20 protein-coding genes and 2 pseudogenes are annotated in these 20507 nt (G+C 46.0%); 9 read left to right on the plus strand and 13 right to left on the minus strand.

What is annotated here, in order from left to right:
• A complete protein-coding gene (locus tag LO777_RS11570) occupies positions 1 to 723 on the minus strand; it encodes a hypothetical protein (RefSeq protein WP_228854055.1) in 723 nt (240 codons plus the stop codon).
• A gap of 180 nt (positions 724 to 903) precedes the next feature.
• The gene (locus tag LO777_RS11575) at positions 904 to 1701 is read right to left on the minus strand and encodes a PP2C family protein-serine/threonine phosphatase (protein ID WP_228854056.1); all 798 of its coding nucleotides are present in this window, start codon (positions 1699 to 1701) and stop codon (positions 904 to 906) included.
• Between the two features lie 184 nt (positions 1702 to 1885).
• Between LO777_RS11575 and LO777_RS11580 the strand changes: the two genes are divergently transcribed.
• A complete protein-coding gene (locus LO777_RS11580; RefSeq protein WP_228854057.1) occupies positions 1886 to 3853 on the plus strand; it encodes a serine/threonine-protein kinase in 1968 nt (655 codons plus the stop codon).
• Positions 3854 to 3861: 8 nt separating this feature from the next.
• Here LO777_RS11580 and LO777_RS11585 read toward each other — a convergent pair whose 3' ends face one another.
• Together LO777_RS11585 and LO777_RS11590 are read right to left on the minus strand one after the other, a co-directional pair.
• Positions 3862 to 4332 (minus strand): FHA domain-containing protein, encoded by a 471-nt coding sequence (locus LO777_RS11585; RefSeq protein ID WP_228854058.1) that lies wholly within the window; start codon positions 4330 to 4332, stop codon positions 3862 to 3864.
• A gap of 140 nt (positions 4333 to 4472) precedes the next feature.
• Complete coding sequence (locus tag LO777_RS11590) at positions 4473 to 4802, minus strand: hypothetical protein (protein ID WP_228854059.1); 330 nt, start codon at positions 4800 to 4802, stop codon at positions 4473 to 4475.
• Positions 4803 to 5894: 1092 nt separating this feature from the next.
• Between LO777_RS11590 and LO777_RS11600 the strand changes: the two are divergent.
• Positions 5895 to 6292 (plus strand): annotated as a pseudogene (locus tag LO777_RS11600) (ACT domain-containing protein).
• On the opposite strand, the gene LO777_RS11605 reads toward LO777_RS11600, so the two are convergent.
• The 6 genes from LO777_RS11605 to LO777_RS11630 all read right to left on the minus strand — a co-directional run bounded on the left by LO777_RS11605 (position 6293) and on the right by LO777_RS11630 (position 10355).
• Positions 6293 to 7291, minus strand: a complete 999-nt coding sequence (locus LO777_RS11605; protein WP_228854060.1) for a B12-binding domain-containing radical SAM protein — start codon at positions 7289 to 7291, stop codon at positions 6293 to 6295.
• A 20-nt stretch (positions 7292 to 7311) separates the two neighbouring features.
• Positions 7312 to 7659, minus strand: a complete 348-nt coding sequence (locus tag LO777_RS11610) for a cobalamin B12-binding domain-containing protein (protein ID WP_228854061.1) — start codon at positions 7657 to 7659, stop codon at positions 7312 to 7314.
• A gap of 84 nt (positions 7660 to 7743) precedes the next feature.
• Entirely contained in the window at positions 7744 to 8850 is a 1107-nt protein-coding gene (locus LO777_RS11615; protein WP_228854062.1) for a beta-ketoacyl synthase N-terminal-like domain-containing protein, read from the minus strand.
• On the minus strand, positions 8847 to 9317 hold the full coding sequence (locus LO777_RS11620; protein WP_228854063.1) for an acyl-CoA thioesterase: 471 nt from the start codon (positions 9315 to 9317) through the stop codon (positions 8847 to 8849). The genes LO777_RS11615 and LO777_RS11620 overlap by 4 nt, the downstream gene beginning before the upstream one ends.
• 2 nt (positions 9318 to 9319) lie before the next feature.
• On the minus strand, positions 9320 to 9742 hold the full coding sequence (locus tag LO777_RS11625; protein ID WP_228854064.1) for a hypothetical protein: 423 nt from the start codon (positions 9740 to 9742) through the stop codon (positions 9320 to 9322).
• A 64-nt stretch (positions 9743 to 9806) separates the two neighbouring features.
• Complete coding sequence (locus LO777_RS11630) at positions 9807 to 10355, minus strand: methyltransferase family protein (RefSeq protein WP_228854065.1); 549 nt, start codon at positions 10353 to 10355, stop codon at positions 9807 to 9809.
• Positions 10356 to 10705: 350 nt separating this feature from the next.
• Here LO777_RS11630 and LO777_RS11635 point away from each other — a divergent pair, with 350 nt between their 5' ends.
• The 4 genes and pseudogenes from LO777_RS11635 to LO777_RS11650 all read left to right on the plus strand — a co-directional run bounded on the left by LO777_RS11635 (position 10706) and on the right by LO777_RS11650 (position 14233).
• Entirely contained in the window at positions 10706 to 11140 is a 435-nt protein-coding gene (locus tag LO777_RS11635; RefSeq protein WP_228854066.1) for a hypothetical protein, read from the plus strand.
• Between the two features lie 23 nt (positions 11141 to 11163).
• Complete coding sequence (locus tag LO777_RS11640; RefSeq protein ID WP_228854067.1) at positions 11164 to 12165, plus strand: BtrH N-terminal domain-containing protein; 1002 nt, start codon at positions 11164 to 11166, stop codon at positions 12163 to 12165.
• 44 nt (positions 12166 to 12209) lie between these two features.
• A pseudogene (locus LO777_RS11645) lies at positions 12210 to 12925 on the plus strand (ABC transporter ATP-binding protein).
• Positions 12926 to 12931: 6 nt separating this feature from the next.
• Entirely contained in the window at positions 12932 to 14233 is a 1302-nt protein-coding gene (locus LO777_RS11650; protein WP_228854068.1) for an ABC transporter permease, read from the plus strand.
• Positions 14234 to 14760: 527 nt separating this feature from the next.
• Here LO777_RS11650 and LO777_RS11655 read toward each other — a convergent pair.
• Positions 14761 to 15042 carry a hypothetical protein gene (locus LO777_RS11655; RefSeq protein WP_228854069.1) on the minus strand — a complete coding sequence of 94 codons (282 nt, stop codon included), beginning with the start codon at positions 15040 to 15042 and terminating at the stop codon, positions 14761 to 14763.
• Positions 15043 to 15089: 47 nt separating this feature from the next.
• Complete coding sequence (locus LO777_RS11660; protein ID WP_228854070.1) at positions 15090 to 16058, minus strand: chromate resistance protein ChrB domain-containing protein; 969 nt, start codon at positions 16056 to 16058, stop codon at positions 15090 to 15092.
• A 546-nt stretch (positions 16059 to 16604) separates the two neighbouring features.
• Between LO777_RS11660 and tnpA the strand changes: the two genes are divergently transcribed.
• Positions 16605 to 17030: an IS200/IS605 family transposase gene (gene tnpA, locus LO777_RS11665; protein WP_228854071.1), complete on the plus strand. Its 426-nt coding sequence runs from the start codon at positions 16605 to 16607 to the stop codon at positions 17028 to 17030.
• A 200-nt stretch (positions 17031 to 17230) separates the two neighbouring features.
• Complete coding sequence (locus LO777_RS11670; RefSeq protein WP_228854072.1) at positions 17231 to 17824, plus strand: hypothetical protein; 594 nt, start codon at positions 17231 to 17233, stop codon at positions 17822 to 17824.
• A gap of 88 nt (positions 17825 to 17912) precedes the next feature.
• Here LO777_RS11670 and LO777_RS11675 read toward each other — a convergent pair whose 3' ends face one another.
• The gene (locus LO777_RS11675) at positions 17913 to 19763 is read right to left on the minus strand and encodes a hypothetical protein (RefSeq protein ID WP_228854073.1); all 1851 of its coding nucleotides are present in this window, start codon (positions 19761 to 19763) and stop codon (positions 17913 to 17915) included.
• A 471-nt stretch (positions 19764 to 20234) separates the two neighbouring features.
• On the opposite strand from LO777_RS11675, the gene LO777_RS11680 reads away from it, so the two are divergent.
• Positions 20235 to 20507: a phosphopantetheine-binding protein gene (locus LO777_RS11680; RefSeq protein WP_228854074.1), complete on the plus strand. Its 273-nt coding sequence runs from the start codon at positions 20235 to 20237 to the stop codon at positions 20505 to 20507.

The following is a 20507-nucleotide window of genomic DNA, read 5'->3' on the forward strand; positions in this document are numbered from 1 at the left end:
CTATTGTCTTTGACTTTGCCCGGGTAATATCAAGATAGTTCTGTTGAAAGAGGGTGATATTATGAAAAGAACAGATAAGTTGTGCTCCCCCAGCACCAGAAAAAGAAAGAAAGTGATATTTCTTCTGCTGCACACCCTGGAAAAACGAAATAACACCCAGAAACCACAGGCAAGGACCAGGGCTGCAGCAGTAGTGCACCAGGCAAGCATGGTGAGGCTGCTGCCGGTGATCACATCCTTTCTGTCCTGCAGTCGGCTGTCGGCAAATTCCAGCACAAGATACCCGGCCGTCTCCCCATCCAGCGCCTTCAGCCCGTAACGCAGAAAATGGTGAGAATCGACGGAAAAACAATTTTCGTACTCTCTTTCCCTGTTCGCCTTGTGGAAAAGATTCTCCGGCCAATCCCCCTTGTCATACAGGGCTGTGATGAGCTGCCCTTCCCTGTCTGTTACCGTCACATTTTCCAGATCATCGCTGATTTCCCGAGCCTGGGTAAGCAGTTTCTCGATACCTATAAAACGGGTAAGCGGTTTGCCAAGCTGCAGTCCTCTTTCAATCTTCTGACCAATATACCCACCAACACTGTTGTACCCCGAAATAACGGTTGAAAACTGCTGTCTTTCAAAAGAAAGGAGGCTGAGGGTTCCATTAATCGCCTGGGTAACCACCAACAGGAACAGTATGGAGAGAACAGTAAGAAGAGGATAAAAACGAACTTTCATTAGACCGGGTTTACCGTAACTGGTCACAGGATTTGTAACTCTGTGTTTTCATCTACCTTTCCCTTGTAAGTGATCAGGGGTGCCGTGGATTCGTGCAGGCGTGACTGGTTGCTATAGCCCACTATGCGGGCAGTCGCGACCGTGCGAATATGCGGTGCCTCTGATCACTTACGGTTTACCTTATCCTGTCAGGCCAACGAGAGCTACACCAATATTGTCTTTGCCTCCCGCATTATTAGCCATATCGACAAGCATCTCCACCTTGACAGCCAGAGGAGCGTCGTATTCAAGTACTGAAACAATTTCGCTATCCGTAACCATGGAGTACAACCCGTCTGTACAGAGAAGAAAAATATCACCAGTCCGCAGAGATCCGTGGAGACTGTCAATTTCCGGCGGAACCTCCCCACCGACAGCCTTGAGAATAACATTTTTGTATCGACTCTTTCTTGCCTGCTCAGAGGTAATAATCCCGAGATCCAGCTGTTCCTGTACCAGGGAATGATCCACGGTCAATTGCTCCAGTCCACTCTTTCGAAACCGGTAAGTCCGGCTGTCCCCAATATGACCGAGAAAGAAATGGTCCCGGGAAAGAAGAAGCACTTCCGCGGTACACCCCATGCCCATACAGGCCGGTGTGGTTTCAATACAGCATTTCATCTTCCTGTGAGCCAGGGAAAAGATATCACGTATCCGCCGGGCCGCCTCCAGGTGCAAAACCGTACCTGCATCCGCAAACAGTTCCGCAGCAGAATCCCGCATGAATGCGGCGGCCAGATCTCCACCGACGCTCCCTCCTATACCATCCGCAACCAGAAAACAGCTGTTTTCAAGATCCACCAGGCAGATATCTTCATTACAGGTACGACAGACCCCCGGATCAGTTTTACAATATGCTTCTACAGTTATAGTATTGTGCATTTCAAAAACCGGACATTTTTCTTCTTCAGGATTCCTGGCATAAGTACGAAATTTCATCAATGTGTATTGTGAAAATCGGATATTTCCAAAGTACCATCGCTTTAGAGTACCTTTATTCTATCATCAATCAACCCGATTAAAATACAATTAATAAGTTAATACCCAATAATCAAAGAAATTATGATATGATAGAACTCGATAATCAGGACTGTATGACTATCAAATGACTAATTGCAGGAATATGGGCAGCAACAACAGGGAACAATTCGGCAATAAATATATTCTCCTCGATCTCATCGGCACCGGCGGGATGGCGGAAGTCTATAAATGTAAACTACAGGGCAGACAGGGTTTTGAAAAACTCATTGTCCTGAAAAAACTTTTGCCTCACGCCGCACAAGACTCTGAAATTGTAACAAATTTCATCAACGAAGCAAGACTCGCTGCACTCCTGCAACATGAAAACATAGCCCAGGTTTATGATTTTGGAGAGAGTAAAGGCTCCTATTTTATCGCAATGGAGTACCTCTTTGGCAAAGACCTGCACAATATTGCCATCAGGGCCAGGAAAACAAAGAAACCAATAGGCCCTGAAAACAGTCTGCTTATTGCCCTGAAAATCTGTGAAGCAATGGAGTATGCCCACTCCCTCAAAGATCTCCAGAACCAGCCGCTCAACATCATCCACAGGGATCTCAGCCCCCATAATATTTTTATTACTTTCGATGGCAAAATCAAAATCATTGATTTCGGTATTGCCAGAGCGGAACTCCGCGATACACGAACCAAAATAGGTGTGGTCAAAGGCAAGATCTCCTATATGTCTCCAGAGCAACTCACCGGCAAGGAAATAGATCACCGTTCTGATATTTTCTCTATCGGTATTCTTCTCTACGAAATGCTGTCTGGAAAACGGATGTACAGTGGTGATACGGCAACCCTTATCCGTAAATGCATGCAGGTGGAATATGACACGCTTGAAAAAATCACCCCCGACCTGCCGTCACCTGTATACGACATCCTCCACAAGGCTCTGGAAAAAGACAGGAGTAAAAGATACCAGTCATGTACACCGATGATTGCGGATATCAGTGAGTGCCTGTTCAGTATAATAGAAAAACCCAATACCCAGAAGTTAAAACACTATATAAGGGAACTGTTCCGTGATGAATATAATCGGAACAGCAGCAGTCCTGTACAGGACTATGAGAATGGCGAAAAAACAGAGATAGAAACCATAATTTCAGATGAATATTCACAACCTGACAATACAGAAAAAACGGAAATTCTCAGAAGAACACCGGAACACAAACGGCAGATGGATGAGACCACAGCAAACGATGACAGGTTTCCATTCCACTTTTCAACACGGGGTAAAATCCTGATTGCCGTGTCGCTTCTCTTTATTTCAATCTTTGTCATGTTCAGGTCTGCCGGCGATGACAAGGTGTTAATAGCTCCTGCACCTCCCAGGCCGCCGGAAAAAACCAGCCGAATTCGTATTTCTCCCCTGCCGAAGGAAACCATTGTCCGGGAGAAAAAAGAAGCGGCCAGAAAAAATACCATACAAGATCTCCTTAAAAAGGCAGGCCGAGCCTATGGACTCAAGCGGCTGACAAAACCAATAAATGATTCCGCTTACACTTACTTCAAAAAAGTACTGGAGCTTGATCCAGAAAATCATGAAGCCCATGATGGAATTCATGAAATAGGCAGACAATACCATGAGTTTGCCAAATTGGAACTGCAGGCGGGTAATTTTGAAAAAGCAACCGAATTTGTCCAAACCGGCCTTGTAATCATACCGGAAGACCGGGCTCTTCTGGCCACTCAGGTAAATATAAAGGAAAAGAAGAACCGCTTGCTGGCAGACTTTGAGATGAAGGCGTTGGAAGCCTTGGAGAAAAACAGGCTCTCTACCCCTGAAGGGGACTGTGCTTATAAATATTATTCTGATATTCTCAGGATAGATAAAGACAATCCAAGGGCACTGCAGGGATTGCGGACAATAAGTGACAGATATGCAGCCCAGGCGGAAAAAGCTCTTTTAAACCTCAATATGAAAAAGGCGAGATACTATATAAGACAGGGACTGCTTATCACCCCGGACCATAAGCTGCTGCTGGAACTGCAGGATGATCTGAAAAGAAGCAAGCCTGGAATATTTTTCAAAAGTCTCAAAAAAGACCTGGAAACTCTTCTAAAATAAGCAGCAGATCAGCCGGTCATCCATTTGAATAATTTTGCAAAAAAACCTTTTTTCTCTTCTTCCTGTCCCTCTTCTCCTGAAGGAATTGGCTGACCCTCATTTTTCATGAGTTTCCTGTACTCATTCGTATCAAGAATTCTTGTCTTGTCGTCTTGGAACGGATCGTCTTCTCCTCTCTGTTCCTTCATATCTGAACGATCAAAAATCAACTCATGTTTTCCTATCAGAATAACATCCCTGTGCCTGAGGTTGTGTACGGTAATTTTTTCCTTGTTAACAAAGGTTCCGTTGGTACTTTCCAGATCCCGCAGAATAAAAGTTGATACCACAGATTCAATTCTTGCGTGAAAACCTGAAACGGCAAGATTATCAATCACTATGTCATTGGTTGACTTCCGGCCTATGGTGCAGGTCTGACCGACTCCAACCGGGTAATCCCGAATTTCCTTATCCTTAAACCTGAGCGTAATTATTGGCATCCCTGCTCTCCATTCATGAACTGACAAGAGGATTCAAACGATAACAGAACAGTCAATATTTCTGCAGAAGCCCCGGAGACAATATCCATATATATACATTTAAACCGGGGCATTTGTGTAAAAGAAAAATAAAACCAATATTATTTTTTTTCCAGAATAAGAGTTATCCTGTTTTTTCCTGTCTTTACCAGAAACGAATCACCGGGGCCAAAACCACTACCTTCAAGTATTTTTGAAGAAAGTGTAATCGTATTTCTTTTTCCTACAATAACTTTCGGTGGTTTCCCGGCTTTCTTTTTACCGCTTTCTCTGACCTTGTAAAACTTATTATCGGTATTCATCAGTTTCAGCATAAGACTGTTAAATGTCGGCGGATTCTTTATGGACATTTCAGTCATTATTTCCGCTTTTGACATACCGCTTTTCACACATTTTCTCAATATATCAAGATCATATTTTGTCCTAGGCACGGCAATCTCCTCCCCTTCTTATTGTCAATAAGATAACAATACTGCTGATTCACATATTTTTCCAATCAACCATAACAATTAATTGTTACTTCACGTTTTTATACCAACAAAAATTGTCAGCTGATGCAAGGTATTTCATAACTTGATATAATATACTCCGACAATTAAACAAAGAATAAAATACATATAAAAAATTCTCATCGATTTTAAAACCCGTTTTTATATTTTCAACTGCAAAAACAGATTTCTCACCTCAATCATGCAGGGCAAGAGAATAAAGAAAGAATGATCTCACCCGGATAGTGAATTGTACAGTCCGTGCCATGACATAATAATTATCCGTATTTACAGTGTAAAGATTTTTCTTTATTCTCGAAGTGCAGGATTTATTATTCACAATGTTTCCGGAAACGGACGGGGCCATGCATTCCAGTAATTTGTCTTTTTTACTTTTCTGCTATATAATCCGTTTTAAATCTTCATCCCTGTTTTATACTTCTTGTTCGTTATCCTGAATCCTTATCGGATTTGTTATTTTTTTATTAACAAGATGAAAATACAGTTAAAATATTTAACATAGTGAATTCAAGAAAATCACTTGCTGCACCTGCGAACACCAATTGTGTTCAGGACTATGAAAAAAATAGTTTTATCACCATTTTCCAGCAACAAGTATTTATCCTCATTGTTTTACTTATCAGTTTTCTCGGTTATTTCTGGATAGGTATTGAGACTGCCATGTCCATGTCATGCGGCCGGAGAAGATAGAAACTCTCATCACAGAAAACCTCCGGGAACAATGCAAAAATAATACAGAAAATGATTTCTTTGTGATCGATAGTAAAGGACAAAAGATAATTGATTGCAAAAATATTACTGACAGTAAAAATTGCACGCTCACTAAAATCCTTCCGGCTGCAATAAAAAACAGAAAACAACAGTCATTCTACTTCACAGATTCCCAGGTAAACAAAGATAAGAAAAAAACCATTAATGAACAAAGCTTCATCACTCATTCTGCCGTTGCGGTACAGGCGGCGTCAGCTTCAAAGTTTTCGACATTCAGATAAACCTTCAACTATTCGGAATAATATGGACGGAGAAAAAGAACTGGAAACCCTGCTGCAGACCTTAACACCCAGACTTCATGATAACCTCTATGTGTTCTGTCGGATCGTCGGGGACAATATGGAGATTACGCTGAAGCCGAACCGCTTGCCTCTTTTATGGAATCCGAAGGTTTGACCCTGGTGGTTAAAAAAAATACAGCCGATGAATTGAACCTTCCATACAGCGGTCTCTTCAGTTATATCAGCCTCAATGTCCATTCCAGTCTTGAAGCAGTCGGCCTGACCGCGGCCGTCTCAACAAGGCTCAGCGAACACGGGATCAGTGCCAATATAATCGCAGCTTATACCCATGATCATCTCTTTGTCCCTGCGGATAAAGGAGATGAAGCTCTGCGACTGCTCTTCAGATTCTGCTGTTGATCACCCCATTCTTCTGTTTGTAAAGGCAAAACGAAGAAACGAACGAAGGCCGGAAAGAAAACGCACCCAACTGTCAGGGGATTTCCACAACATGGTTATATACCCCCAGATAACCCTGTTGCGCATGAAGTGGTATTTATAGAAATCGATAAACAACTTTTCCATTCTCTCCAGCTCAATTCCCTTCGGCACAAACTGGAACTGCATGCAGTCCATTCGTTCCCAGTCTTCATTGAAGGTCCCCAGTAATTCTCCCTGCTCCTTGATCTGCCGGTAGACGGGTGAGCCGGGAAATGGTGTAAACTTGGCCAGGTTAAAATCGTCAATGGGGAGAGAATAGACATACCTGCGACTCTTGAGAATGCTCTGCTCCGTCTCCCCGGGAAGTCCCATCATCAGCAATCCCTTGACCCTGATTCCGGCTTTCTTGATCATTTCTATCTTTTGCCTCATCATTTGCAGATCAGGGTTCTGGCGGTGTCGGGCAAGAAGATCCTCGTCCCCGGTTTCAATACCGAGGCTGATCATCCAGCATCCGGCGCCCTTCATCAGGTGCAGCAGTTCCTCATCAAGATGCTCTGCCCGTGCTGCACAGTTGAACGTCATCTTCAGCGACCCGTCAATCATTTTCCTGCAGAAATCAATAATCCGCTGCCGCTGGAAAGTGAACTGGTCGTCATAAAAATTGATATGGCGTATACCGAATCGTTGGTTCAGCCAGGAAACATGTTCATAGAGATACTCTGCGGAATTATAACGAAAACTCCTGCGGAAAACTGATCTGTCGCAATAACTGCAGGCATAGGGACACCCCCGACTCGAAATGCAGCTGCCGTTCGGCACCCTGGGATAATTGAAAATAGGCAGTTTATACACTCCGGGGTAACCGGCAAGTTTTTCATAGGCCGGAAACGGCAGAGAATCAAGATCCAGGAGTTTTTTTCTATACCCGCTAAAACAGGGTCTCCCGCTATCGTTCCGGAAGACTATACCTTCCACCCTACTAACATCTTCTGTATTTATAAGCTCCCGCAGCCCCTCTTCCCCTCTCCCACGACACAGAAATCAATGACCGGATACTCCTGCAAAACATCTTCTTTTACAGCAGAAACATGCACTCCACCGAACACAACAGTTATCTCCGGAGTCAGTTCTTTTGCCATTTCCGCCAGACGGACTCCATCAAAAAAACTTGAGGTTGTACAGGAAAAACCGATATGGGACGGCCTGTGTTTCAACAGGTATTCCCTGATCAGGCCATCCGAATCGGGATGGGCATAACAGTCGATAATATCGTTTTCAATTCCTCCCTCACTGAGAAATGCGGATATGGAGGCCAGCCCCAGTGGCGGCATGATATTGGCCATCCTCGAAATATCATCCTTGGCATTTTTCGCACTGTACCCAAGGGGTGGATAAGGAGTATTCTTTTTTCTCCGTTTTTCATCGATTTAAAGGGAGGTAAAATAGAGCAGGGTATTAATTCCGCCAAAACCGGAATTGCTGCTGATAATTGATGGGTGACGCAGGGGAAGCGGTTCAGGGGAAAGCAGACACTCCGTTTCCTCGGCGATCTCAAGACCGACCGTGGACGGCAACACCCCATGTTCAAGGCTCAAAGTGCTGATAAGCGCCTCCACAACTCCGGTGCCGCCAAGACTGTGCCCAAGAGCACCCTTACCTGAACAGACCGGGACCCCCGCCCCGCATTTTTCCATAAAGGCAAGCAGTTCCATGGCATCATTGTATACTGTCCCTGTTCCATGCCCGTTAATGCCGCCGACAGGAACAACCTCTTCTTGAAAAAGCGTGTCAAAAGCCTGTTTCAGACCACTGCCATACCGGCAGGGTGCCGTGATATGGGTTGCGTCACAGGAAACAGCCCAGCCGGAAAGACAGGCCCGGAAATCACACGAAGCCAGGTCTGCCACCTCTTCCGCCTCCAGCAGCAACCAGCCCGCTCCGTCTCCGAGACAGAGCCCACGACGATTTCTGTCAAAGGGCTTTGCCGCATCGGGGGACAGGGCCTTCAGGCTGTCAAACCCGGCTAGTACAAACTCCGCCACCAGGTCAAAACCGACAACAAGTGCCCGGTCACACTCACCTGAACTTACAGCCAGTCCGCCCTGAATTACAGCAAGGCTGCCTGAAGCACAGGCGCCGCTGACCATTGTAGCCTCATCTTCCAGCCCCAGAATTCCACAAAGATAGTCGGCGACCTGCCAGGGATTACCCTTGTTTCTCCCCTTTCCCGGCAACCACTCATCTATGGCACCCTTTGTTGTGGCGCAGAACAGGCGTGTTTCAGAAGGTAATCCAGGTAGAGAGCCAAAAAGGCGGTCAAGCACGACACGAAGGCGTTGCCAGTCACCGGGGCCATAGGGTTCCGGCCCGACACCCGTCTCCGGAATGATCCCAAGCGGCCACTCCCCGGCAAGGGACCCGAAAGGCTGTTTAACAACACCACTTTCCCCGGCAATAAGGCCGTCCCAGGTCTCCCGAAGATTTCCAAGAGGAGTTAATGTATCTCCTACGCTCACCACAACTCTTCGTTTCATAGTACAAACTCCCCGGTTCGCCATCTGTTCCTGAACTGCTGGAGCCATTCCGGGACAACCAAGAGAACAGTTCCATCGACCTCGGTGAGCAGCTGGACGGTATAGCCCGATGCGGCCACAGCCCCTTTCGCATTATAAATCATATAGGAGAAATTCAATTTGGCCGAATCTGTCCAGTGCAGGGTTGTTCTAATTTTCATGGTCTCATCAAAACGCAGGGGAACCTTATAATCCAGGTGCATCTGGACGACCGGAGCAACTGTTCTGTTTTCCCTGAAACTGTGATAAGTCAGACCGAAAACATCCCCGAAACGTATACGACCATCCTCCAGGTAACTGGGATATCGTCCGTGCCAGACCATACTCAAACCGTCAACTTCCTCAAAACGGACCCGCCGCTCACATTCGGTTGACAGGGGCGGCGGGTCACCCTCAACAGCTGGAAAATATTCTCTGGAAAAACCCATAGTCAATCCTGTCCACCTTCTGTTGTTCCAACCTGCACAAAGACACACTGTCCACTGGCAATAACTCCGGCTTCACCTTCCAGGAAAAACTTCCCGTGCCAGCCGTCTTCTTCCTGCTCCTGTAATACGATCTCTGCCTCAACCTGCTGTTCCGGAACTATCATACCGCGAAACTTCGTACGACTGTATGTCTGCGGCTTGAGACGTTGACCAAGACTCTCTTCCGCCAGAAAGCGGACTATACCAAGCTGCATGACAGCAGGCAGAATGGGATGGCCCGGAAAATGACCGGCAAAACCGGCATAGTCGCGGGAAAAAAGAAAACTCCCCCGCACAACAGTCTTCCCGCTATCCCTTTTCTCCACTGTCAGACCCAGGCAGGTGTTTGTAAGAGAAGAATAGAGTGACTTATACTGTTTTTCCATAGTGACTCCAAAATAACTTAATCTTGCAAAACAAATTTTTGGGATATTCAGGGCCCTGATTTTATTACAACACCCAGGGAATAAACATTTTTGTCCGTCGCATATAATCCTCATAAGAGGTCCCGAAAAACCTGATATTCTCATCCTCCTCAACCCGGGCCGTCGCAAAAAGGAAAAGCGTCACCAAGCCGATCAGGCATATGTTCAACAGGGTAATCCGTTTAAGAAATGCCCCCCATCCGAGGAACAGCAGGGAAGCATACATGGGGTGGCGAACAAAACGGTACAATCCGGTTTCAACAATATTGACCGTATTTTCAAAGTCATGGTTACCCGGCATATCACCTCGATGGCCATGCCCTCCTTCTTCCTTGAGTTTCTTCAGGGATAAAACAATAAAAACAATCGACAGGGCCAACAACAGCCAGGCCAGCAAATGTACCGGACTGAAGGGTCTTTTAAACCAGACAGGCTGGTTAAGAAGGAGAAGGGCCACAATTCCTTCAAAGGCAAAAAAACGATAAAAACCATGTACCCTGAAATCTCTCAAAGCTCTCCAGGAAAAGCAGATCAAGAGAAATGTACAGAGAATGAAAACTGCTCCACGAACCATAAATAATTCCTTGTCAGTGCCCTTACTGAAATGGCAGGATCCCACCCCCTGCCAACAGTAAACCAGAATTCGTGACGGTTTTGTGATTGTGATTTCAGTAATATGTTGAAAGAAAAGTTAAAATAATTCAAAAAACAGCATACACCGTAAACAAAAAGCAAAAGCATATTTTACCACACTTTACAAACAATTTATTGTTATTTTCTTGAATTTGATGCAATTATCAACAACACGCTGCCTGATTACAGACGAAACTCAGCCAAGCATTTGTGAGCCTGAAGATGTGCCTTTTACCGGGCGTATTCTAAAATCATATTGTGCAGACTGAAAAATTATGAAAGCATTTTTTTATGAAGATTGACGAAGTTCCCCAGGATAACGGTATGATCGCCGATCACGGCCATGAAATCTGCTATGCCGTAGATGAAAACGGTCGCTACAGACTTGTACCCAGCCTTGGATGGGAAGCCAAAAATATTGTTAATGATCAGGCGTGGGAAGTGATCAGCAGCGAAGCTGAAAAAATGTACACCCTGGCCAAAAAGGGAAAGGTCAGCCCCCTTGCTTACTACCAGGTAAAACACCAGATGGACCTGACTCTTCTTGCCAAATATGTTTCCCTGCCGAGATGGCGGGTACGCAGACACATGAAACCGGCTGTTTTTCATAAACTGCCGACCAGAATTTTACAAAAATACTGCTCTGTTTTTGGTATTTCCATGGATGAACTACTCAACCTCCCGGAATCATTTTCACACCAGCAGGTAAAGAACCGATTGACATAACAAGACGACTTTCCAATATACAAATGATAGAATTTCACCACAGACAATCCGCCCACTGTGAAAGCGGCGTCACCTCCAATCTTCTTTATTTTTACGGTGTTGACTGCTCGGAGGCTCTGGCATTCGGCATCGGCGACGGATTGTTTTTCGGTTACCTGCCTTTTATCCGCGTCAACAAACTGCCACTGACCACTTTCAGGTGTTCAGTGGGAACTATTTTCAACAAGGTCAGTAAACGGCTGGGTGTGACAGTCAGACGAAAAAAGTTCCGATCCCCCGCAAAGGCAATGGACGAACTGGACAAAAAGCTCGACCAGGGGATTCCCGTGGGCTGTCAGACCGGGGCCTACTGGCTGCCCTATTTCCCGCCTGCTTTTCGTTTTCATTTTAACATGCACAATCTTGTCGTCCTCGGCAGGGAGGGAAGTGATTATATCATCAGCGATCCCGTGTTTGACGATCTTGTCCGCTGCCACAGGAGCGATCTCATCAAGGCACGTTTTGCCAAAGGTGCCCTGGCACCAAAAGGGGCCATGTATTACCTTGAACATGTCCCAGACTCTCCGGATATACAACAAGCCGTGGCAACAGGGATTACCTCAGTCAGTAAAATCATGCTGAAAACCCCGGTTCCTTTTCTCGGGGTCCGGGGAATCAATTTCCTGGCAAACAGGTTGGCCGGCTGGCCGAAAAAACTTGGAGCCGAAAACGCGGCCCTCCATCTTGGTCAACTTATACGGATGCAGGAGGAAATCGGCACGGGCGGCGGAGGATTCCGCTTTATTTACGCGGCGTTTCTTCAGGAAGCAGCCGCCGTTCTTGAAAAACAGGAACTTGCAAGGCTCTCGAATCAAATGACTCTCACGGGAGATAAATGGCGGGGTTTTGCCACCCTTGGAGCAAGAGTCTGCAAGGGCAGGGCAAAGGATGAAGATGTCTATGACAGACTGGCAGACATGCTGCGGGAATGTGCACAACAGGAGACAGCCATCTACCGGGAACTGGGAGAAATTGCCGCCCTATGAACAGCCGAAAGAGAAATATCCTCCTGACAGCAGAAAATGTGTCCATGACCTACCCGAAGACACCGGGGCCGGCCCTGGATCATATTTCTCTTACCATCAGAAAAGGAGAGCTGCTTGGCCTTATCGGCCCGAACGGCGCCGGAAAAACAACTCTCATTTCCATCCTCTCCACCCTCTTTCCCCGACTGAGGGTGATCTGTTTTTTGAGAATGTTAACATGGTGCAGGATCCGGACAGTATCCGCCCGAAAATAGGCCTGGTTCCCCAGGAAACCGCCCTGTATGAAAACCTGACCGGCAGGGAAAACCTGTCTTATTTTGCAAGCCTCTATGGACTGAAGAAAAAAAAGGCCCGCTCCCAAACGGATCACTATCTCAAAATGTTCGGCCTCGGGGAAAAAGCGGACAGCAGAATCAAAACCTATTCCGGCGGCATGAAGAGAAGAATCAATCTGATTGCGGGGCTTCTCCATAAACCTGACCTGCTCTTCCTCGATGAGCCCACGGTGGGCATTGACGCCCAATCGAGAAACCTCATTATGGAAAAACTCCTGCTTCTCCATGAACAGGGGATGACCATGATTTACACAACACATTATATGGAAGAGATAGAAAAAATCTGCGAAAAAGTCGCCATTATAGACCAGGGAAAAATCATCTGCCAGGGAAACCCCGCCACCCTTGTAAGTGAGAGCCCCGGCTGCTCTGATCTCTCGGAACTCTTTTTTGCCAGAACCGGAAAAGCCCTCAGGGATTTTTAACCAGCCATGAAACTCCTTGCCTCCATCAACAAAGAACTGCTTCTCCTCACCAGGGACCGGGCCGGGCTCATTCTCCTCTTTATCATGCCAGCCTTTCTGGTGATTATCATTACCCTTATTCAGGATCAGGTCACCACAACCTCAGCCAAAATTCTATTTGTGGACAGGGACGGGGGGTTTGTGGCAAAAGAAATAAAAAAAACACTGCTCAACAGCTCCAACTTCAAACTGATCGAAACACTGGAAGGTAAACCGGTGACTCCCGGGCAGGCCGAGAAACTGGTGGCCGGAGGTCAATTTCATTTTTCCATCGTTCTGCCGGAACATCTCAGTCGCGACATCGAGAAAAAGAGCGATTTTCTCGCCAGAAAGAAATTATTCCCGGCAACAGGACAGAAACCGCAAGTGGAAAAGCCGGCCATCACGGTCTGGTTTGACCCCACGGTTCAGGGCAGTTTCCGGGCAGCACTCAATTCTTCCCTGCAGGCTATCATCAAGGGGCAGGAAATACAGTTGACGGTAAAAAAATTCTTTGCCCTGCTTCCGGAAAAAATTCAAGCGTCTCTTCCACCCGGCATGAAGTCTTTAGCGCCCAACCCCCTTTCAACCGCCGATTTTTCAATACCTGAACTTTTTACCGATTCCACATTTACCCACATAGAACAACGCTTTGCAACGAAAATGGGATTCTCCGTACAACCGACACCTGTACAGCAGAATGTACCGGCATGGACCATTTTCGGGATCTTTTTTATTGTTCTCCCCCTTGCGGGTTCAATCATTTCAGAACGGAACTCGGGCACACTGAAACGGCTCAGAATCATGCCTGTAAGCTACTTCACCGTCATGGCCGGTAAACTGACAGCCTTTACACTGATAAGTCTCTCCCAGTTCGCTGTTATTCTTCTTGCAAGCTGGTATATCCTGCCCCTTTTCGGGGTCGAACGATTCGATGCAGGCACAGAACCCCTCGCTTTTGCCGTTGTCCTTCTGGCTGTAATCTGTGCCGCCAACGGTTACGGGATCTTTCTCGGCACGTTCTGCAGGACCTATGAACAGGTCTCCATGTTTGCCCCCGTCTCAATTGTCATCGCCGCCGCCATAGGTGGAGTCCTGGTTCCGGTCTACGCCCTGCCCGACTTTATCAGGCCCCTGTCAATCCTTTCCCCTCTCTACTGGGGCCAGGCCGGGTTTTATGATCTGCTCCTCCGCCAGGGGGATCTCTTTTCCATACTGCCCGAGGCGGGCGCACTCTCCGGGTTTGGAATACTACTGTGCATTATTGCACTGGCCCGTAATCGTGGATAGCCTTTTTCCTGAAAACACCTCAATTAGCTTTAAAACCCTGAGCCATCTGCACCAACACACCTTCACATATTAGTTGTGGGATTTATATCTAAATTCACTGCATTTCACGTAATTTTAATGCGATTTCAATATGTTAATAATACAACGGTGGTATCATGGTTGTGTGCATTTTGCCCCGGCCATGGTGATGAGTTGCGGTTTTACGTTATTATTTCTTGACTTCAATTAAGCTCCATATGTATACTAGGCATTGAGCTTAAAATCTCGAACTTTCGCTCTTTATTGTCTGATTGCCAACAAAACTCCACCAAAAATTTGCGCAATAGTTATATGTAGTTGTTTTCACTAGATAATTGAAAATAACCAGACTATTATGATAAAAAAAGGCTCTCAATTATTATGAAAAAGTACATCTTAATGCTAACACAACAAAATTGATACAATAGCAAGATCGAGTGACTATTTTAAACAGAATAGCAAACAACACAAGAATCGATACTATCCACCGTGCATGGAATCCGAAAATCCTACCTGGAACCAAAATAGGTGAGAGCAGAGGCCATGGCTTCTTCAAAATCCTCCATTACATGACCAAAGCGCCCTTTAAGATCATCACTGAGGTGCTGGACATATTCCCTGGCGCCCTCTTCGCCATATTTTTCCTTAAACATTTGAAATGTATCTGGTATTTTTGTAATATCGTGTCTTTCGTTTTTTTTATCCGGATCATCTATCCATTCATGGACCTCCCTGTATTCCTTCCCCGTTCTTGCAAGGCTTTTCTCCACATGCTTTTTTATCGGTGGCATTTCATCCTCCCTTTTGAATAAAAGATTCTTCTGATTACACTGAAAACTCAAACTGGTAAAACAGACACATATAAAGCTTCAAAAATTTCTATACCTTTTTCCAAAGCCTCCATATCCGATATCGATACTTTTCTGATACCTGAAAGAACAAGCTCCACACCCTCCGCAGCCTGACGCCCGTACTTTCCATCAGCCAGGTCGATTTCATGAACGATGCGGCCTATCCGGCTGACTGAGTGATCCGTCAGCCCGAAAGACTCACAAAGCACCTCAAAAGTACAGAGCGGACCGACATGTGTAAATTCTCCATTCTTAATATCGTAGGCGATCTTTTTTTCGTCTTTCTGCTGAAAATCTCCTGCAATAAATTCAAATTCCGGGTTGCCATCGATAAACTTCCGGATCAGCCAGGCGGATGCCATCCTGTCCACGAAAGGATTTTTTCGGGTCACCCAGACCCTTCCCTGGTAGTTTTCACGCCTGCAACGGGGAATTTGGTAAGACCCTGAACCAGTACTATCCCCTTTTCTGCTCAATCTGTCGGCAGCTTTTTTGATAGTTCTCAATCTTTCGTCCAGATCACGCCCCATACTTGTCCCGAAAAAATCATGCTTTTTGATCCGGTTGAGTTCTTTCCGCAATTTATTCATCTCAGTAACTAAATCAGCCCTGCGGCCAACCTGCATTTCCCTGCTGATCAGCTCAAGCTTCTGTTCCAGACCGGACAGGCGGCCAGAAAGTTTACCATACAGTTCAATACACCTGTCATTAAACAACTCAACCAGCTCGTTTGACGAAAACGGTTCAACCGTTCCCGTTCGAACCAGGGCACCATCCCCGCCAAGAGAAGACAATTCTGCAATCAACCACTGGAGTATTTCATGATGTTCTTCACTGTATGGTAAAACATAGACTGCACTCTTTAATCTGACTGCCCCTATCCTGGCAAGTTTACGCCATATTTTCGTCCTACCCCCGGAGGTCTTGCCGGGATTGAATAGAAAAAAAGGAGCCATTCCTGCTTTTCACTTTTCCTTTGTTTTTCCATTTTCAACTGAACCGGTTTTCTCAACTGCATCAGTTTCCAGCAATAAATATGCAACACACGTTACATATATTAGCAACATTCAATTCATAATTCAACCCGTGAAAGAAAGTTGCGCCGGGAACACTTATGCCTTAAAATGTTTGTTGCTTCACTCTCCTGTATCCTGGCCGAGGTCTTCCATGAACCATGTTTTCAGCTTTATCATTTTTCTTCTTTTCAGTACTCTCCTGTTGACAGGTTGTTCATCGAAACAGCTCTACCGGTTTGATAACATCCGCCTCGTTCGCCCGGAAAAACAGCAAACCACAAATACTCTCTTTCCCTCCTTCTTAATCCATAAATGGCAACAGACATACAATAGACCGGGTCAGGTTCGCGTGCGTGGAAACAGCAAAGAATCCGAGATATTTATTGATCCGAAAACTCCCGTTATTTATTGTTTCTGTTGAAGGTTAAAACCTTCGCCTTTTAGGCGAATAGCATTTTGCTAGCGGTTGCTTTATAATGCCTCCGTATGAAATATCGCCAAGGGAGTCATACGAACTTTAAAATCGAGTATCACTTTGTTTGGGTCACGAAGTATCGGTATCACATGCTTCAGGGAGACCTCGCTCTTCGTGTTCGGGAGCTCGTCCGTCAAACATGTGAACGATTTGAAATCCAGATTCTGCGGGGCGTGGTTAGTAAAGACCATGTGCATATTCTTGTTTCTGCTCCTCCGACTATTTCTCCCTCTGAGATAATGCGTAGGGTCAAAGGAAGGGTGTCCCGCAAGATATTTGAAGAGTTTCCGCATGTGAAAAAGCGCTATTGGGGGCGACATTTTTGGGCTCGTGGTTACTTTTGTGTAACATCGGGGGAGCTGACCAAAGAAATGATCCAGGAGTATCTGGCTCATCACTTTGAAAGAGATCCCGATGACAAATTTGATATTGAATAACCGGCTGCGTGAGCCTGCCGGTATTGCTGGACTTTCAGTCCGCGAAGATTAAACCCACCCACTTCAAGTGGGTGGTTGTTTAGTTTGATACCCATTCTTTTTCCACGGAAAGGGCCGAATACACCAATCTCATTTACCGGATTCACTTTCCTGAAATTCCGTTCAGTCTTTTTCCCTTCCATCTGGCCACAGGAAAAAATGTGGGTATTCTCGTCATCATCACTGTTGACAGGAACAGGCACCCTGTACTGGTCACCACGGCAAATACTTGTGGATGTTACGTATCCATTACCGCAACCAGTTTTCTCCCACGGCAGGCATATCCAGACAGCTGGCCGATAAAAGAACAACCCATTTATGGAGAAATATTGCCCGCCCGTTTGACCATAGATTACCCTGACAGTGAACTGAGAATCTCCATCCGCCCGGAAGTGCACAGGGTTATGAACATTGAGATTGTCCCGCCACATGCTGAAAATAAATTCCATACGGTAACAGCAGGACTGCTCCCGCTGGCAATATTAAAATCCCTGCAGCTTTCTGATGGGAAATTCACCAGCATGTACTACGACACCTGGCCCCTGCGGGGACACGTAAAGGGTGCAATAAAACCCTGGGAAACACTGCTGCTCAGCCTGGTAAGTCTGGATCTGTTCGTGGGAATGGATAAGGAATATGGCAGGACTGCCGAAACAGGGAATTCGTTTTATACCAGCCTCCTTCCATGGAACCGCAAGGCATCTGATATGAATGATTTTGCCCGGTTTCTGCGTTTTTACGACTGGAAGCTGTAAGATGGATAAAAAGATTTTCTTATGGAAAAAATGCTGATGAATCCCTCGATTCTGTTCAAGGGATTCATCTATCTGGACAGGGATTTTTTCATGCTGTACAAAACGCAATATGATCCCATATTCGATAGTCTGAAATCCTCCCCCACCCTCTTGTCAGATTAAGATCAACCCGCAGCCATATAATATAGGCACAGGGGAGCAACGCGGATATATCAAAATGATGGCCTATGCTGCCGGACACAGCCTCACCACCCGCTAAAACAGGAGCGAAAGACGGAGGTAAAGGAGGGTTCCCCTCGAAATAAACACTGACCTGCTCAGCAAACGGATGATACACAGTAAACAGGGCTCCCAGGTCATTGCTCAGTGTTCCGCATCCGCTTCCATGGTCAACCATCTCTTTTATATCCAGCATACAGACCGCCCGCCGCGTTGGTGTAGCTGGTGCCCATCCCGGATGAAGATTATATTTATAGTGAAGATTACTGATGATTATTTTATCCAGCGTATTGGTGTCACTGACAATTGTCGACCCAACTGTACGGGCTTCAAATGTCAGTGCAAAAGTATGGGTTTCAGGTTTTTTACCTGGAGGAACCGCATCCCCGGCATGCTGGGAAGGCGAAGAAGTGAGATCGAAAAATTCATCAACAAGTTTTCTGCTGTTCAATTTTATCAACCAGCTGTTCGGCACAAATTTACCTGCCCCTGGTGCCGGTGGAAGGCCGATATCATTTTCCCTCGGTACTTCAATCCACCCCCCTGGTTTGACGGGAATATTGTGGGTTGCACCGGGGTTGTTAATCCAGTAATCTTCTGAATCGATTTCCCACACTCCCAACAACCCGTTAAAACGCCAGAATTCTATCTGTCCGATAACAGTCGGAACTATCATTCCAGAGTCAACATCTTCCAGACTTCCCAAAGTACCCCCACTGTACCTGCCGAAACGAAAACGGTACTCCATAGCCAATGAATCTCCCCCATCCGGCAAAATACCTCTCAGGGAAAGAGTATCAGTAAACGCATAGTTTCCAGATTGTGTCAAACCGGATGCGGTGAAATCCGTAGTGATGCGATAGCTGCCAACTTTGGTAAAAAGCGGATAGGTGTGATCAGTCGGCACTTGCTCCGGAACGTCTTTCAGGCAAAGCTGTACACAGAAACAGGGCCCGGCATTTTCCCTGTCGACGTTTCTCCCCCTGGCTGGAGATTCGCCCTGCAGCAGCGTACCGGAGGGAGTCTCGATCTTGAAGTAAAGATCAGGACCACCAATCATTTCCCAGTTGATCCAGGGCGAAAGCGGTGTCTCCTTAAAATCTTCAGTACCATAATCAATACGAAATTTCCCGGCTCCATCGGTAAGAGCTGTTCCCAGTTCATCATCCTGAAGCCAGTCAACATCAAAAGCCCTTACCCTCACTCCCTGCACCGGAATCTGTGTCTCACAAACAGTCACAATCCCACATATCACCCAGGCCCCAAAACGAGCCCGTATCCCACACCAGAAACGAGAAGGAACTGTATAATCCCAGGCTGCAATTAGACCGTTCTCCCAATCACGCCATTGTGGTTGCAAAATAGTTATACTGAACTGGACGGGTGGGTATTTAATCTTTCCAGGTTGTCTGCCTGGAACTGTTTCGCAATAAACGTCCACTTCAAATGCCTCTCCAGCGTATTTTTCTTCTTCTCCCAGATCAAACACAAAATTACCCTGCCCGTCCATCACCGTTTCTGCAAGCAGATTGTTTTGCTTTCCCCTCACATCCTGATCGGTTAAAATACTGAAGGTTTCCTTTGGCGCCACAGAGGCCAAAGCTGTCACATTCTGCCCTTTTCCGGCTCTGTAAAGGCGAACCTTTAGACCGGCCAGTGGTTCCAGACACTGCTCACAAATCCGTCCTTGCAGTCTTCCCTTGAAAATGTAATTCATCATGGTTCCTCCAGTTGTAAAATGGTGGCGCCTGCACTTTAAATTAGTATTCAACGTTACAAATCCATTTTGTTGAAACAGTTCGGCAGTAGAGGCTATATTGGCACTACCGGATTAAAAAAGCGTGACTCCGGCTGGATACATGAATACAGGAACTGGCCGCATAGGCACATTGCGGTATATTTTTTTCTGCAATAAACGATCCGAAACCGGGGGCAGCATAACTTATTGATCTTATTATGATATATATTTAGTACGGAAAATATGTTCCGTTTTTTCCGGTATCAACCAGGGCAGTGTGCATATTTTACCCACAACCATCACCATTCAGAGTGATATCAGCTCTTAAAAACGATCAGGCATATTGCCGGAAAGGGATAGCCCATGGCAAACTTATTTAAAATAGAGTATATGGATATCGTTCCCAATGCCCCATGGGTGAAATAATGATAATAAACGTTTTCTGGAGAAAAAATGGCGTACAAGGACATTCAGGGCCTTGAAAAGGAGCTGCTGGATCTGATACTTTCAACTTGTGAGCGAGACAAAGAAGACGCAGCAGATATGAACTGCGATTCGCCCCTGATCGGCCCTGAATCAATTCTTGGACTGGACTCCCTGGATGCAGTTGAAATCGTGTCTCTCATCCAGACCCATTTCGGTGTCCGTATCACATCAAAGGAAACCAGTGTGGAAGTTTTAAATTCTCTTGCCACTATCGCCGATTATATTCGGGTCAACAGATAG

The sequence above is a fragment of the Desulfomarina profundi genome (assembly GCF_019703855.1).
GTDB classification, from domain to species: Bacteria; Desulfobacterota; Desulfobulbia; order Desulfobulbales; family Desulfocapsaceae; genus Desulfomarina; species Desulfomarina profundi.

Excerpts from the sequence above, each read along its gene's own strand:
- LO777_RS11570 (WP_228854055.1), bottom strand. The coding sequence starts at position 723 with ATGAAAGTTCGTTTTTATCCTCTTCTTACTGTTCTCTCCATACTGTTC.
- LO777_RS11575 (WP_228854056.1), bottom strand. The coding sequence starts at position 1,701 with ATGAAATTTCGTACTTATGCCAGGAATCCTGAAGAAGAAAAATGTCCG.
- LO777_RS11580 (WP_228854057.1), top strand. The coding sequence starts at position 1,886 with ATGGGCAGCAACAACAGGGAACAATTCGGCAATAAATATATTCTCCTC.
- LO777_RS11585 (WP_228854058.1), bottom strand. The coding sequence starts at position 4,332 with ATGCCAATAATTACGCTCAGGTTTAAGGATAAGGAAATTCGGGATTAC.
- LO777_RS11610 (WP_228854061.1), bottom strand. The coding sequence starts at position 7,659 with ATGGCCAATATCATGCCGCCACTGGGGCTGGCCTCCATATCCGCATTT.
- LO777_RS11615 (WP_228854062.1), bottom strand. The coding sequence starts at position 8,850 with ATGAAACGAAGAGTTGTGGTGAGCGTAGGAGATACATTAACTCCTCTT.
- LO777_RS11620 (WP_228854063.1), bottom strand. The coding sequence starts at position 9,317 with ATGGGTTTTTCCAGAGAATATTTTCCAGCTGTTGAGGGTGACCCGCCG.
- LO777_RS11625 (WP_228854064.1), bottom strand. The coding sequence starts at position 9,742 with ATGGAAAAACAGTATAAGTCACTCTATTCTTCTCTTACAAACACCTGC.
- LO777_RS11630 (WP_228854065.1), bottom strand. The coding sequence starts at position 10,355 with ATGGTTCGTGGAGCAGTTTTCATTCTCTGTACATTTCTCTTGATCTGC.
- LO777_RS11635 (WP_228854066.1), top strand. The coding sequence starts at position 10,706 with ATGAAGATTGACGAAGTTCCCCAGGATAACGGTATGATCGCCGATCAC.
- LO777_RS11640 (WP_228854067.1), top strand. The coding sequence starts at position 11,164 with ATGATAGAATTTCACCACAGACAATCCGCCCACTGTGAAAGCGGCGTC.
- LO777_RS11650 (WP_228854068.1), top strand. The coding sequence starts at position 12,932 with ATGAAACTCCTTGCCTCCATCAACAAAGAACTGCTTCTCCTCACCAGG.
- LO777_RS11655 (WP_228854069.1), bottom strand. The coding sequence starts at position 15,042 with ATGCCACCGATAAAAAAGCATGTGGAGAAAAGCCTTGCAAGAACGGGG.
- LO777_RS11660 (WP_228854070.1), bottom strand. The coding sequence starts at position 16,058 with ATGGCTCCTTTTTTTCTATTCAATCCCGGCAAGACCTCCGGGGGTAGG.
- tnpA (WP_228854071.1), top strand. The coding sequence starts at position 16,605 with ATGAAATATCGCCAAGGGAGTCATACGAACTTTAAAATCGAGTATCAC.
- LO777_RS11675 (WP_228854073.1), bottom strand. The coding sequence starts at position 19,763 with ATGATGAATTACATTTTCAAGGGAAGACTGCAAGGACGGATTTGTGAG.
- LO777_RS11680 (WP_228854074.1), top strand. The coding sequence starts at position 20,235 with ATGGCGTACAAGGACATTCAGGGCCTTGAAAAGGAGCTGCTGGATCTG.